Source organism: Acinetobacter sp. SA01, assembly GCF_011319235.1.
Taxonomy (GTDB): domain Bacteria; phylum Pseudomonadota; class Gammaproteobacteria; order Pseudomonadales; family Moraxellaceae; genus Acinetobacter.
This window is the reverse complement of the sequence record NZ_WXXM01000004.1, coordinates 42,196-55,846: the sequence shown is the minus strand read 5'-3', so window position 1 is coordinate 55,846 and position 13,651 is coordinate 42,196. Positions and strand designations below refer to the sequence as shown.

Here is a 13,651-nt window from a genome sequence, read left to right as displayed (position 1 = left end):
GCGATTAAGCATACTTGGTTAATGATACAAATGAAGCATCAGTTTAAATTTAATCCTTTAGCGACTGCTATTTTAACCCTTTTATGTGGCAGCTCGATCTCAAGCTATGCTGAATCTACAATTCCAGCTTCGACTGTCGACAACCAAAAAATGAAAGACAGTATTCAGGAGTCATATCCTGGACAACAATTTTTTGAACAATACTATGTAGACAAATCAGCACCTGAAGCTCAACAACGTCAAGGGCAGTATTTGAGCTCTGCTTATTGCAAAGGCGCCTGGATTACACCAATCAGTCCGGAGACCAAAGCTGCAGATCCAGACAATGCCACATCTACAGTGACTGCAGATTATGGTCATTTTGACCCGAATGGCGACTCTGTTCTTGAAGGCAATGTATTAATTGACCAGCAAGGCCGCCAAATTCGTGCCGATAAAATCACCATCGACCAGACCCAAACCTACGCCAATGCACAAGGTCGCGTGCAAATGGCACAAGCCGGCTTACTGGCACAAAGTGACCAGATCAATTACAACTTAAAGACCCAGCAAGGCGATTTAAATAACAGCTTTTATATTTCTGAAGAGCAGCATGCACATGGCCGTGCAGAAAAAATTGCCCGCACTTCAGAAAATATGGTGGTGATGAATAACGCCACCTACAGCACCTGTCCACCCGATGAAAAACCAGGCTGGAAAATTCAGGCTGATAAAATTACCTTAAATAAAGAAACCGGACGCGGTGAAACGCGCGGCACCAAACTTTATGTCAAAGAAGTACCAGTGCTTGCAGTACCTTATTTCAACTTCCCGATTGATGACCGTCGCACTACCGGTATTTTGACCCCAGGTTTTGGATTTACCAACGATGGTGGCGTAGAACTTACAGTTCCTGTTTATTTAAACTTGGCACCTAATTACGATGCAACCCTTACACCGCGCTATATCGGTAATCGCGGCGCAATGCTTGAAGGCGAATTCCGCTATTTAACGGAAAATTACGGCACTGGCAGAGTATCGGGCGGCTACTTGGTTTCAGATAACGAATACAACGACCAAGACCGTAAAGGCTTGCAATTTTTACATAACTGGCAAATCAACAACCAGTTTTCTACCAATATTGAATATAACTATGTTTCAGATAAAGACTATTTCTCTGATTTAAATAACAATCCCAACTCAAAAACAGAATTAAACTTGCGCCGTGCCTGGCAGCTCAATTACGGCAATGGAATTCCAGGATTATCTGCGCAACTCAAAGTTGAAGATTTCCAAACGCTCGATAAGACCGTTTCATCTGTAGACCGCCCTTATGCACGTCTGCCACAATTTTTATTGAATTATAAAACTGGCAATCCCTTAGGTTTGCAATATGAATTCAATAATGACACCGCTTACTTTAAAAAAGATATTACTGATTTCAATAGCCCAAACAACGAACCAAGCGGTACCCGTATTTACAATGATTTTGCAGTGCGTTACAACTATCGTACTCCTTGGTCATTTATGATTCCTGAGATTTCACTGCGCAATATAAATACCGTATATGATCAAAATACGATTGCTGCTCAGAATATTAGCTCATCAGATGAAACAAAGACCGTCACCGTCCCCCAATTCACTTTAGATACCGGTTTAACCTTTGAAAAAGAAGGTAAATATCTGCAAACGCTTACTCCTCGCGCTTTTTATGCCTATGCACCGTATAAAAACCAGGATGGGCATCCAAACTTTGACTCGGCTCCTGCATCCATCAATTATGATCAGTTATTCAGTCCACGTCGTTTCTATGGACATGACCGTTTAGAAGACAATAATTTCCTGTCTTTAGGACTAAGTTATAGCCTGTTTGATGAAGTAGGTTTAGAACGCTTGAAAACTAGCGTGGGTCAAAGCTTCTTTTTTGAAGATCGCCGGGTAACGCTAGAAAATGAAACTGATCAGTTTGATACTGAACGTCGTACCGGCCCTATTTTAAGTGTCTCTAGCCAACTGTCACAAAATTTCACCATTGGCGCAAATTCCGCATGGATGTCGAATGGTGATAATGCACAGCGTGATCTGCAATTGTATTACACAGGTAATCAGGGAAATCTTTATAATCTGGGTTATTTCTACCGCAAAGACATTCCAAACCGTCAAGACCAGTATGATCAGGTTGTCGCATCATTCATTCAACCTGTAGCAAATAACTGGCGTATTTTAGGTCATGCCCAATATGATATGGACAATAATGTCGCTCGCGAGTATTTACTCGGTGTAAATTATGAGTCCTGTTGCTGGGGCATTTCGGTGTATGGCCGCTCTTACTATAATGACCTAGACAACTTGAACGATGATGGTGTTTCACCCAAACGTGCCATTATGGCAGAAATTAGCCTCAAAGGCTTAGGCGGTTTCAACAACAAGCTTTCATCTTTACTAGAAAACCGTATTTTAGGTTTCAATAATATTAATCAATCTTGGACACAACGTTAATGAAGACAATACAGTTAAAACATTTTTTTAAAGCGACTGCGCTTGCTTTAGCCTTATCTTCATCAATGACTACATTTGCTCAATCCTCAGATGAAGTGGTTGCAGTGGTAGATAACAGTGTCATTTTAAAAAGTGATTTAGAACAAGGTATCGCAGAACTCAAACATCAACTAGAAACACAAAAAAAACAGCTGCCACCAGAACAATATTTACAGCAACAGGCACTTGACCAGCTCATTATTCGTCAAGCACAACTTGAACAAGTTAAACGCTACAATATCAAGCCAAATGAAAGAGAACTGAATGAAGCGGTGCTTAAGGTCGCAGGTCAATCGGGAAGCAAAAGTTTAGAAGCCTTCCAGCAAAAGCTTGACGGTATTGCACCGGGGACTTACGAATCCTTGCGCAATCGCATTGCAGAAGATTTAGCAATTAATCGTCTGCGTCAACAAGTGGTGATGTCCCGTATTAAAATTAGCGATCAGGATGTAGAAAACTTCTTAAAGACGCCACAAGGTCAAGCCGCTTTAGGGAACCAAGCGCATGTTATTCATATCCGTGTAGCTGGTGATGACCAAGCAGCCTTAGAAAAAACTGCAAAACTTGTCAAAGCTGAACTGAATAACAGCAATGATGTTAAAGCGATTGACCAAAAGTTCACCACCAAGACGGTTAAAGTGGAAGGTGCAGATATGGGCTTTAGAAGCCTGTCTGATATCCCGGCTGAACTGGCAGCCCGTGTAAGTACGCTGCAAGAAGGTCAGACTACAGACCTGATTCCAGTTAGAGACGGTATTCATGTGTTAAAATTGATTGAACGTAAAGGTGGTGCGCAAAAAGCGATCGTATCGCAATACCAGACACGTCACATTCTCATTCAGCCTTCGGAAGTAGTAAGTCCTGAAAATGCCAAACAACAAATTGACAGTATCTATAACCGCTTAAAAGCGGGTGAAGATTTTGCCGTATTGGCATCAACTTTTTCCAATGATCCGGGTTCTGCACGTGATGGCGGCAGCTTAGGCTGGGTGAACCCGGGCGTTATGGTACCTGAATTTGAGGCGCAAATGAAAAACACGGCTGTCGGTCAGATCAGTGCACCCTTCCAGACTCAATTTGGCTGGCACATTCTTCAGGTTACAGATATGCGCCAACAAGATATGACACGTGAATATCAACAACGCATGGCACGTCAAATTCTGGGTGAACGTCAATTCGATGCTGAACTGGATAGCTGGTTACGTGAAATTCGTAGTAATGCCTTTGTAGAAGTCAAAGACCCAAATCTAGACCGTAAAAAAAATAAATAAGCCTCAATTGATTTGAGCCCAAAAACCAGTTGTTTAAGCAACTGGTTTTTTATTACCCACAAGAAAACTAATTAAGGGTTATTGATATTTCATATATAAATTTATGCCCAAATTGAGCAAGCATAGATGAATTGTCTACAATCTTTAGTCCATTCATTTGCTTCAAAATAAAAAAGCCTCTCATAAAGAGAGGCTTTTAAAAATTAACAATTAACGATTATTTTCATCGTCTTGAGAATCTTCAAATTTTGTTTCGCCTTCAAAACCTGGGTTTGCTTGACCACCGAAGCCGCCTTGACCACCGAAACCACCTTGGCTACCGAAACCACCTTGGCCACCGAAACCACCTTGGCTACCGAAGCCACCTTGGCCACCGAAACCACCTTGATTACCACCGAAGCCACCTTGACCACCGAAGCCACCTTGACCACCGAAGCCACCTTGAGGCTGACCACCACCAAAACCGCCAGCACCTTGAGCACCAGCAGGAGCACCAGCAGGACGTGGATTACGTGCAGGAACAACTGTAGAAATCGCATGTTTGTAAACCATTTGGCTTACAGTATTTTTTAACAAAACTACATATTGGTCAAATGATTCAATATGACCTTGTAATTTAATACCATTCACAAGGAAGATAGAAACAGGAATACGTTCCTTACGGAGAGAATTTAAGAACGGATCTTGTAAAGTTTGACCTTTAGACATGTTATAACTCCAAAAAATTAAAAATCAGCGCAAAAAACTATCTTTATTTCTCAATAAAAATTATAAAAAAGATAGTTATTAAATTTTGCTTTATCCGTAACACTTTCGCAAGTCTTCTTGAGCCTGCTTGACCGTCAAATATGTTTTAAAATTATGCGATTCTTGCAAAGATCTTAACCAAGTATATTGACGTTTTGCCAGTTGTCGTGTTGCAAATAAAGACTTATCCTCCATTTCCTGTCGTTTTTTGATACTTAGATCACTTTTTTGTATAAATTCTAGAGCTTGACGATAACCAACTGAGCGCATGGATGGCAAATTATCATTTAAATCGTATTTTTCAATCAGTCCTTCCACTTCATGTAAAAATCCGATATCCCACATGGTTTTTAAACGTTGTTCGATACGCTTGTGTAATTCTACACGATCAGGTAATAAGGCATGATTATGAAATGTGTAACGATATGGTATATTTTTGGGTTGTTCAGCTTGTAGTTTTGTAATTGGCTGTCCAGTCAGCTTAAATACCTCCAAAGCGCGAATGATGCGCTGTTTATCACTGACCTTAAATTTCTGCCCCGCCAGAGCATCAACCTCACATAATTCCTGATAAACCGACTCCCAGCCTTCACGCTCTGCTTTAGCCTCAATTTCTGCACGTACTGCATAATCGGAACTGGGCAAATTACTTGACAATCCCTCTAATAAAGCCTTGAAATACAGCATGGTACCACCCACCAGAATAGGTGTTTTACCACGTGCATGGATATCATCAATTAAGCTACAGGCATCTTCTACAAACTGTGCGGCCGAATACACTTCTAATGGAGTGATAATATCGATTAGATGATGCGGATAACGTGCCTGCTCTTCTTTCGTTGGCTTCGCGGTACCAATGTCCATATCTCGATAAACCAGCGCAGAATCAACAGAGATTAGCTCAAAATGACCCTGCTCATAAAGTTCACATGCCAAAGCGGTTTTACCACTTGCAGTTGGTCCCATTAAATTGATGACCGGCAATTGATTCGACATGTACAACTACTCTCCTCGAGCAAAAAGTTTATCTAATTGTGAAAGTGGAAATGCACGCCAAGTTGGACGTCCATGGTTACACTGACTGGCAAATTCGGTTTGTTCCATTTGCCGCAGTAAAGCATTCATTTCCGAAAGACTTAAAATACGATGCGCACGTACAGCACCATGACAGGCCATACCTGCTAAAATTTGGTCACGCTTTTGCAACAATCCCTGTACTTCATCATTAGGATCAAGGTCATTGAGCAATTCAGGAACCAAAGCAGCAAAATCTGCCTTGTGCAAAATGGCAGGAACACTACGAACAATTACCTGTTCATCGCCATATTGATCTATTTCCAAACCCAGACGCGCCAACTGGCTTTTTAAATCATCCACCCGCATGGCTTGCATACGGCTAATACTAATTACTTTAGGAATCAGCAATTGTTGTGATGTCCAGAATTCAGGCTTATCCCATGCGGCTTTCATTTGCTGCAACACAATGCGTTCATGTGCGGCATGCATATCGACAATAATCAGGCCTTCAGAGTTTTGTGCCAGAATATAAATGCCGTGTAACTGTGCGATTGCAATTCCGAGCGGATGCTCATCTACATAGGTCGATTGCGACTTTTCACTATTATCACTATTACTTAGGCTATTGATTTGAGAAGAAACAGTATCAGTTTCTTCTCTTAACGGTGCCAGATAGCTTTTCAAGGCATTATTCAGCTGTTGTGAACCTGCATAGCTATTTGCAGCCTGAGATGAAGCATAATGTACCGTTTGCGGACTGCTGGCATTAAAATCACTGAGCAAATCGGTGGAAATTTGCGCTTCCGGTTGTGGCGTATACGCATCTACCGCTTTATGCAGTTGAAATTGTTCCTGATAACGTGGTTGCGGCTGCAGCGCAGCAATCTGGTCTGCTTCATCCCTTTTCATGGCCGAAGCCAGTTCTGCTGTGGCCGTTTGAAATTCAGACAATTTTTCTTTAGCAAAATGACGTACAAACTCGTGTACTTCACGCTGGTTTAAAAAACGGATTTCATGTTTGGTTGGATGCACATTGACATCGATATTTTCAGGATCAACCTCTAAAAACAGCAAATACGCCGGATGTTGATGACCATGCAGGATACCATCATAGGCCATACGCAAGGCATGCGAGATGGTTTTGTCCTTTACAATCCGGCCATTCACATAAACATATTGCAAATCGGCCTGCGCACGCGCATCTGAGGGATGCCCCAACCATCCGGACAAGCGCATATTGATACTGTCGGCATCAATCCAGTACGCATTTTCGGTAAATTGTCGGCCCAAGAGCTGCTGCACTCGCTGAAAACGCAGCTCACCACTATCTGCAACCGGCAAATTCAGCCGAATAGTGTTGTTATGCTCCAACACAAACCGGATATCAAAATGGGTCAATGCCAGACGGCGCACGATCTCTTCAATATGACCAAATTCAGTCGCCTGTTTTTTTAAGAATTTGCGCCGCGCCGGTACATTAAAGAATAAATCCTGTACCCGAATATGGGTGCCTTTTTGTGTTGCAACCGCCTGAATTTCCTGATGATCAAAAGCTGTGCCGTTCACTTCCACCTGATAACCGATGCCTTCATCATTTTGACTGCTAATCAGGGTCAGGCGTGACACTGCAGCAATCGATGCCAAAGCTTCACCACGAAAACCCAAGCTGACAATGGCATGTAAATCCTCTGCTGTCTGGATTTTACTGGTGGCGTGCCGCATGACGGCCAAAGCCAAATCGTCAGGATGAACCCCATGACCATTGTCAATGATTTCAATCAGGGTACTGCCGCCTTGCTCAACCCGAATAATAAGCTCCGTCGCACCCGCATCAATTGAATTTTCTAATAATTCTTTGACCACCGATGCTGGACGTTCAATCACCTCACCTGCTGCAATCTGGTTCGCCAGTGCAGGATTAAGGGTATGAATACGACGTTCGCTTAAATTATCACGCATTGTTAAAATGGCTCTCTAATGCTTGGTTTAATGCTGCAGACGAGAAACTTAAACTCGCAGTACGCGTCAGTTCATCTTCAGACTTTTCAATATTGATAATCAGGTCAGGCTGTGGAATTTCATCGCCACCTTTGGATGGCCATTCAAATAAAAATAGCGCATTCGGCGTTTCCAAATAGTCACGAATGCCCATCAACTCCAGTTCATAAGGGTCATTTAAACGGTATAAATCGAAATGGAAGATGTCTTTTCCATGAATATTATACGGTTCCACCAAGGTATAAGTGGGGCTTTTTACCGCACCTTGATGGCCTAAACTTTGCAAAAAATAGCGTGTCAGTGTGGTTTTACCCGCACCTAAATCACCAATTAAATAAATTACACCTGTTGTAAAATGCTGCGCCAAAACCTGTGCTAAATTTTGGGTATCGTCTTCATTGTTTAAAGCCAAATTAAATGAATACTGCATATTACTCACGACAAGATTCAAAAGAACAATTATGATAGCATCGCACCGCTTTATTGCCCATGTTCACACTTCCAAATATGGAACTTTTCCTGCATTTCATTGTAAATAGCAGTGATTTTATGCACAGCAGATTGATCTACGACAAATCACATGACCAGTACTGAATTTCTTCCGCCCATGATTGATGGTGTTAGCGCAAGTAAAGTTTTTCTTCCTAAAACCTCTCCTGCACCGAACAGTGTCTATCAATATCTATGTCTGCAGTTCCCGCATATTGAAGCTGCTGAATGGCAACAACGTTTTACTGATGCTTTAATTTATGATGCCGCAGGCAATATCTTAACAGTTGATGCACCTTATAATGAAAATAGCCATGTGTTCTATTACCGTTTTTTAGCCCATGAAATACCTGTTCCTTTTGAACATAAAGTTTTATTTGAAAACGAACATTTGCTGGTCATCGATAAACCGCATTTTTTAACCATCAGTCCGACAGGGCAATACGTACAGGAAACCCTGCTGGTACGATTAAAAAAACAGACCGGCAATGAATTTCTAACCCCGATTCATCGTTTAGATCGCGAAACTGCCGGTGTGGTTTTATTCTCCAAACAGGTTGCTAGCCGTGCAATCTATCAGGAGATGTTCGCCAAACGTGAGGTGAAAAAAACCTATCACGCTATTGCACCGTTTCATGCCACTTTAACATTTCCATGTTATACACGTTATCGTATGGAAAAAGGTGAACCCTTCTATACCATGCAAGTGGTTGAAGGCAAAATAAATAGTGAAACAGAGATTGATCTGATCGAACATGATAGAGCATGGGGAAAATATGAGCTAAGACCAACCACCGGCAAGCAACACCAACTGCGGCTGCACTTAAGTAGTTTAGGCATTGCCATTAAAAACGATCCCTTTTATCCAACAGTACAACATAAAAGAGAAGATGATTTTTCTGCACCACTGCAACTGTTAGCCAAACATATTGCATTTATTGATCCCCTGAGTGGACAGAACATGACTTTTTCATCCCATTTTGACCTAACATTGTAATATCTTTGTCATTACAAGATATTTTGGTAAAACGAACGTATGAATATTGAAATTACATTCAATTTGATTAAAATAAATGCTGAAAAGTTAAGTAATTAGACGTATTTAAAAAATCATGAGAAAAACCGAAGTTTATCAAATACGACTGGATTCCCAAGAAAAAAAGCATGCTTTTGCAGTATTTAAACAATTGGGCATTACGCCAGCACAAGCAGTCCGACTATTTTTCAAACAAGTTGTTTTAACAAAATCTATTCCATTTTCTATTGAAAATCAGAATATTAACCTTGATCAACTGCAAAAAATCCGAAAATTAAAGCAACAACAAAACCCTTCAAACACCTCTACAGAACAGGCTGTTTCTCATGATCAGGACTTTGATCTGGATGATGACCATCTTGACCTTTTTGAAGAATTGAATGCCATTTTGGGTGAAAGTGACAAAACTTAACACTGTCGCATTTATAAACAAAATTTAGAAAAATTCTCATAAAAACTTAGGTATGCTTCATGCAAAGACTATAAAAAAGCATGGAGTATCGCATGATCGTACGACGCGCCTCTTTAGAAGATTTACACCCCCTTGCTGTTTTATTCGATGAATACCGTCAATTTTATGGTGCTTCTTCTAATATGGATGTATCTTATCAATTTTTAAAGCAGCGATTTGAAAATCAGGAAAGCATCATTTTCATTCATGTAAAAGATGATATTTTTACTGGTTTTATTTTGTTATATCTCGGCTTTTCATCAGTCGCCTGTAGCACCTATTACATTCTGGATGATGTTTACGTCACCCCGACTTTTCGTCGTCAGGGTTCAGCCAAACAGCTCATCGATACTGCGATTTTATTTGCACGTCATGAAAACGCTCAACGTATCAGCCTACAAACGCAAAAGAATAATTATCAATCCCATCAGCTTTATCAAAAAATGGGTTTTGTCAAAGATGATGAATTCCAAACCTATCATTGTTTCCTGAAATAACAATTAAGCTGTCATTCTTGTCTTGGCTAATTCCACCTGTTCGGGGCTTAAATAGATCCAATGCCCTTCTTGTAAATCTGTTAACTCCAAAGCGCCAATCTGCTGACGATGCAATCGCTCTACTTTATTCCCCACTGCGGCCAGCATGCGTTTGACCTGATGATAAACGCCTTGATGAATAGTCAGCTGCAATTCATGTTCAGCCAGTAGAATGATATCAGTCGCGGCAAAAATACCCGATTCATTGCGTAATTCCACCCCCTGCTCTAACTGCTGAATTTGCTCTGCTGTTACAGCATCCGCTGTCTGCATACGGTAAACTTTGGCCACATGTTTTTTTGGATGGGTTAAGGCCTGTAGAAATTGTCCATCATCAGTCAATAACAACAGTCCACTGGTGTCCTGATCTAGACGCCCCACACACTGCAAGCCACGATTCATCAGCACATCATCAAATAAATCGAATACGCTAAAATGATGGGTGGCCTGATGGGAACACTCATAACCTTGTGGCTTGTTTAAGGCGATATACACCTTTTCCCGATAATCAAAGGTTTCACCATAGACCGTAAAAGTTAAATCCTTTAAATCCAGTTTATGTTTTGGATTGCTGATGACTTCCCCTTGAATGGCAATCGCTCCGTTCTTAATGAGCTGCTGGCAATGTTTACGCGAACCAAAACCCTGGGATTGCAACATCTTTTCCAACAACATAGACCTGACCTTTTACTCTCACGGAATGCGCATTCTATACTGAAATGAGGGGTATTTTTATTGTTCCTGCTTTTTCGGGCAAATCTTCCATCAAAACCTTATACAATAGCAATGATTTATAAATTTCTCCCTTTAAATAATGTCCCATCTAGATTTAAACCTGATTGTCCTGTTGGTTTTATTGGCCTGTGGTATCTTTAGCCATAATAGTGCCGTAACGATTGCTGCAGGTGTATTGATCGTTTTTCGCATTACCCCGCTGAGTGAATATTTTCCCTATCTGCAACAACATGGTTTAAATATTGGCATCATTATTTTAACTATTGGTGTTCTGACTCCGATTGCCAGTGGCAAAATTCCCGGCGATGCCATTTTAAAATCCTTCTTGGGTTTGAAATCCTTACTTGCCATCGCCATTGGCGTACTGGTCGCATGGCTGGGTGGACGCGGAGTCAAACTGATGAGCAATCAGCCTGACGTGGTTGCAGGCTTGCTGATTGGTACGGTTGCAGGTGTGGCAGTATTGCGCGGCGTTCCAGTCGGTCCATTAATTGCAGCAGGGATATTAACCCTGTTTATTGGTCATTCTTGATTTTTTATTCTTAAGCCTGACAATGGATGATTGACAGGCTTGATCTGCACAATTTATGCAGCTTTTCGAAATAAAATTCTGGTTAAAAGCATGCCAATCAGGGACATGCTTGCCATTAAAATTCCCACCCAAAACCATCCACCTGTGGCCAGTACAATTGAGGCAATCAAAGGCGGCAACAGAAATTGTGATGTGGCGGAAAATTGCAAGACCAATCCTATTGTAGTGGTAATGGCAATCGGCTTTGCGGAGAAATTTAATACTTGAGAAAACACGACCGCTGCGACCAAACCACCAAATAATGAAAAGCTCAAAACCAATATAAATTGCAGAATAAAGGGCAAGAATTCGCGTAACAGATAAAAACTCAGGGCACAGACCATTAAGGTGGCAAAACCGGTTTGGACTAAAGTTTGAGGCCGCAAACCACGCTGTAACATTAAGCCACACACAAAGGTGCCAACAGCATTGGCAATCGCCACGATTGCCGTTAAGGCTCCTGCCACGGCTAAAGGAATTTGATATTGCTGATAAATGCTGGGCAAAAATCCCACCAGACTCAACCATTGTCCGGCATATACACCAAAAATAGCGGCCAGAATCCAGGCTGGAGGATGTTTTAAAGTCAGTTTAATTAAATCAAATATTGCAACCGACTGGGTATGGGTCTGCACTGCGGGAATAACCCTGTAAATCACAGCTGCCAAAGCCAGTGATAATATCCCGAAACACATCCAAACCCCTTGCCAGCCCATACTATTGATCAGGAATGGCGTACACAGCAAGCCTATTCCCATTCCGCCTCCCATATAGGCGCTCCATAGCCCCATCTTGGCTTGTAACTGCTCGAGCGGAACCAGTTGGCGGATAAAAGCAGGACCACTTAAGGTAATCAGTAAAAATCCGAAACCTTCAACCACACGCAGTGCCAGCAACGCCGGGAATTCCTGCACAAAACCACCAGTAAAACTGGCGAATGCGAGTAAACTCAAGCCCAATAGTACACAGCGTTTTAAGCCAATTTTAGCGGTATAACTACCCAGCACGAGTGCCATGCACATACCGGCAACCTGTACCAGAGATAATAAAAAACCGGCTTGCACCAAGCTGATGCCTAACTCGGCTTGGAGTACAGGAACCGCGGGTGGCAACTTGCCTACATGCATGGCAGCGACAAATCCTGCTGCAATAATCCATAAATCTTTGCTGAGCCAACGCACGGCACTCACAACCTTCTCCTTCGGCAATTCCAGCGTTAGACTAGCAAGAATAAAAACGATTATTTATCGTTGATTTGAATAAGCTAAGAGCTTGTAACAATCAATCTAGCATTGACTCGGATCATGAAAAAATTCCCTATAAGGCTTTGATTCTATATAGGATTCAAGCATGATTTTTTAAGCAGAATAATACGGATTACGCTTTTGCGAGAATTTTTCCAGTTGTTTCAGGAAACCTTCAAAATAGCTTTTTTCTTTTTCTTCAGTTCGATAACCCGCATACAAGGTCCGGCGCAAACCACTCGCAGAAACGCAATCCAAACGGCGCGAAGTCACCCATCCCTTTTGTTCATATTCATTCACCACCCAGTCTGGAAGTGCAGCAATACCTCGCCCACTGGCCACCAGTTGAATCAGCATTTGGGTTAAATCCGTGGTCCGGATCTGTTTGGGTTGAATATTGGCAGGAATAAACAGTTTCGCCATGATATCCAGACGGTGCTTATCTACCGGATAAGTAATCAGGGTTTCCTCTGCCAATTCCTGCACGGTAATACGTTCTGCACGAACCAGTGGATGAGTGTTCGACAAGACCAGACGTGATTCATATTCAAAAATCGGAAAATATTCAATACCCTTTAAGGCAATCGGATCCGCCGTAATTAACAGGTCAAATTCGGCATTTTGCAGCAGTTCATGTGGATTGGCTTCAAAGCCGGAAGCGAAATCCAGATCTACATCTGGATATAAGTGGCGATACTGGTTGAGCAGTGGCATTAACCAGTCAAAACAGCTATGACATTCAGAGGAGAAAATAATACGTCCAGTCTGGCCATGCACAATACGGGTAATATCTGTCTGGGTAATCTGAATTTGTGGCAGTACATCATCTGCCAGTTTGAGCAAACGCTGCCCTACATTGGAAAAAGTGACCGGTCGGCTACGGCGATTGACCACCTCTACCCCATACCAGTGATCAAGTTCTTTTAACTGATGTGAAATGGCCGATGGTGTTAAACACAGGTCATTGGCAGCAGCCACCAGTGAACCATGTTCACGCAAAGCAGTCAGTGTTTTTAAATGGCGAATTTCTAGCATATTA

Annotated in this window: 13 protein-coding genes; 6 read left to right on the top strand and 7 right to left on the bottom strand. The window is 41.8% G+C overall.

The window, feature by feature from the left end:
* The first annotated feature begins 30 nt into the window (after positions 1 to 30).
* Together lptD and GTU69_RS05600 are read left to right on the top strand one after the other, a co-directional pair.
* Positions 31 to 2,478 carry an LPS assembly protein LptD gene (gene lptD / locus GTU69_RS05605; RefSeq protein ID WP_166168863.1) on the top strand — a complete coding sequence of 816 codons (2,448 nt, stop codon included), beginning with the start codon at positions 31 to 33 and terminating at the stop codon, positions 2,476 to 2,478.
* Positions 2,478 to 3,788, top strand: coding sequence for a peptidylprolyl isomerase (locus GTU69_RS05600; protein WP_166168861.1), 1,311 nt, complete (start codon positions 2,478 to 2,480; stop codon positions 3,786 to 3,788). Before lptD ends, GTU69_RS05600 begins: the two co-directional genes overlap by 1 nt.
* Before the next feature lie 210 nt (positions 3,789 to 3,998).
* Here GTU69_RS05600 and hfq read toward each other — a convergent pair whose 3' ends face one another.
* From hfq to tsaE, 4 genes are all read right to left on the bottom strand, one after another.
* Complete coding sequence (hfq, locus tag GTU69_RS05595) at positions 3,999 to 4,496, bottom strand: RNA chaperone Hfq (protein WP_166168859.1); 498 nt, start codon at positions 4,494 to 4,496, stop codon at positions 3,999 to 4,001.
* A gap of 90 nt (positions 4,497 to 4,586) precedes the next feature.
* Positions 4,587 to 5,531: a tRNA (adenosine(37)-N6)-dimethylallyltransferase MiaA gene (gene miaA, locus GTU69_RS05590; protein WP_166168857.1), complete on the bottom strand. Its 945-nt coding sequence runs from the start codon at positions 5,529 to 5,531 to the stop codon at positions 4,587 to 4,589.
* A 6-nt stretch (positions 5,532 to 5,537) separates the two neighbouring features.
* On the bottom strand, positions 5,538 to 7,511 hold the full coding sequence (gene mutL / locus GTU69_RS05585; protein WP_166168855.1) for a DNA mismatch repair endonuclease MutL: 1,974 nt from the start codon (positions 7,509 to 7,511) through the stop codon (positions 5,538 to 5,540).
* Positions 7,504 to 7,980 carry a tRNA (adenosine(37)-N6)-threonylcarbamoyltransferase complex ATPase subunit type 1 TsaE gene (tsaE, locus tag GTU69_RS05580; RefSeq protein ID WP_086195496.1) on the bottom strand — a complete coding sequence of 159 codons (477 nt, stop codon included), beginning with the start codon at positions 7,978 to 7,980 and terminating at the stop codon, positions 7,504 to 7,506. The genes mutL and tsaE overlap by 8 nt, the downstream gene beginning before the upstream one ends.
* A gap of 150 nt (positions 7,981 to 8,130) precedes the next feature.
* On the opposite strand from tsaE, the gene GTU69_RS05575 reads away from it, so the two are divergent.
* From GTU69_RS05575 to GTU69_RS05565, 3 genes are all read left to right on the top strand, one after another.
* The gene (locus tag GTU69_RS05575; RefSeq protein WP_166168853.1) at positions 8,131 to 9,036 is read left to right on the top strand and encodes a pseudouridine synthase; all 906 of its coding nucleotides are present in this window, start codon (positions 8,131 to 8,133) and stop codon (positions 9,034 to 9,036) included.
* A gap of 115 nt (positions 9,037 to 9,151) precedes the next feature.
* Positions 9,152 to 9,487 (top strand): type II toxin-antitoxin system RelB/DinJ family antitoxin, encoded by a 336-nt coding sequence (locus GTU69_RS05570; protein ID WP_166168851.1) that lies wholly within the window; start codon positions 9,152 to 9,154, stop codon positions 9,485 to 9,487.
* Positions 9,488 to 9,579: 92 nt separating this feature from the next.
* Positions 9,580 to 10,023: a GNAT family N-acetyltransferase gene (locus tag GTU69_RS05565; RefSeq protein WP_166168849.1), complete on the top strand. Its 444-nt coding sequence runs from the start codon at positions 9,580 to 9,582 to the stop codon at positions 10,021 to 10,023.
* Positions 10,024 to 10,026: 3 nt separating this feature from the next.
* On the opposite strand, the gene GTU69_RS05560 is transcribed toward GTU69_RS05565, so the two are convergent.
* On the bottom strand, positions 10,027 to 10,737 hold the full coding sequence (locus GTU69_RS05560) for a pseudouridine synthase (protein ID WP_166168847.1): 711 nt from the start codon (positions 10,735 to 10,737) through the stop codon (positions 10,027 to 10,029).
* Positions 10,738 to 10,873: 136 nt separating this feature from the next.
* Between GTU69_RS05560 and GTU69_RS05555 the strand changes: the two genes are divergently transcribed.
* Entirely contained in the window at positions 10,874 to 11,329 is a 456-nt protein-coding gene (locus GTU69_RS05555) for a DUF441 domain-containing protein (protein ID WP_166169101.1), read from the top strand.
* 53 nt (positions 11,330 to 11,382) lie between these two features.
* On the opposite strand, the gene GTU69_RS05550 is transcribed toward GTU69_RS05555, so the two are convergent.
* Together GTU69_RS05550 and GTU69_RS05545 are read right to left on the bottom strand one after the other, a co-directional pair.
* Complete coding sequence (locus GTU69_RS05550) at positions 11,383 to 12,558, bottom strand: MFS transporter (protein ID WP_346764451.1); 1,176 nt, start codon at positions 12,556 to 12,558, stop codon at positions 11,383 to 11,385.
* A 168-nt stretch (positions 12,559 to 12,726) separates the two neighbouring features.
* The gene (locus tag GTU69_RS05545) at positions 12,727 to 13,647 is read right to left on the bottom strand and encodes a LysR family transcriptional regulator (protein WP_086195502.1); all 921 of its coding nucleotides are present in this window, start codon (positions 13,645 to 13,647) and stop codon (positions 12,727 to 12,729) included.
* Positions 13,648 to 13,651 lie beyond the last annotated feature (4 nt).

Excerpts from the sequence above, each read along its gene's own strand:
- lptD (WP_166168863.1), top strand. The coding sequence starts at position 31 with ATGAAGCATCAGTTTAAATTTAATCCTTTAGCGACTGCTATTTTAACC.
- GTU69_RS05600 (WP_166168861.1), top strand. The coding sequence starts at position 2,478 with ATGAAGACAATACAGTTAAAACATTTTTTTAAAGCGACTGCGCTTGCT.
- hfq (WP_166168859.1), bottom strand. The coding sequence starts at position 4,496 with ATGTCTAAAGGTCAAACTTTACAAGATCCGTTCTTAAATTCTCTCCGT.
- miaA (WP_166168857.1), bottom strand. The coding sequence starts at position 5,531 with ATGTCGAATCAATTGCCGGTCATCAATTTAATGGGACCAACTGCAAGT.
- mutL (WP_166168855.1), bottom strand. The coding sequence starts at position 7,511 with ATGCGTGATAATTTAAGCGAACGTCGTATTCATACCCTTAATCCTGCA.
- tsaE (WP_086195496.1), bottom strand. The coding sequence starts at position 7,980 with ATGCAGTATTCATTTAATTTGGCTTTAAACAATGAAGACGATACCCAA.
- GTU69_RS05575 (WP_166168853.1), top strand. The coding sequence starts at position 8,131 with ATGACCAGTACTGAATTTCTTCCGCCCATGATTGATGGTGTTAGCGCA.
- GTU69_RS05570 (WP_166168851.1), top strand. The coding sequence starts at position 9,152 with ATGAGAAAAACCGAAGTTTATCAAATACGACTGGATTCCCAAGAAAAA.
- GTU69_RS05565 (WP_166168849.1), top strand. The coding sequence starts at position 9,580 with ATGATCGTACGACGCGCCTCTTTAGAAGATTTACACCCCCTTGCTGTT.
- GTU69_RS05560 (WP_166168847.1), bottom strand. The coding sequence starts at position 10,737 with ATGTTGTTGGAAAAGATGTTGCAATCCCAGGGTTTTGGTTCGCGTAAA.
- GTU69_RS05545 (WP_086195502.1), bottom strand. The coding sequence starts at position 13,647 with ATGCTAGAAATTCGCCATTTAAAAACACTGACTGCTTTGCGTGAACAT.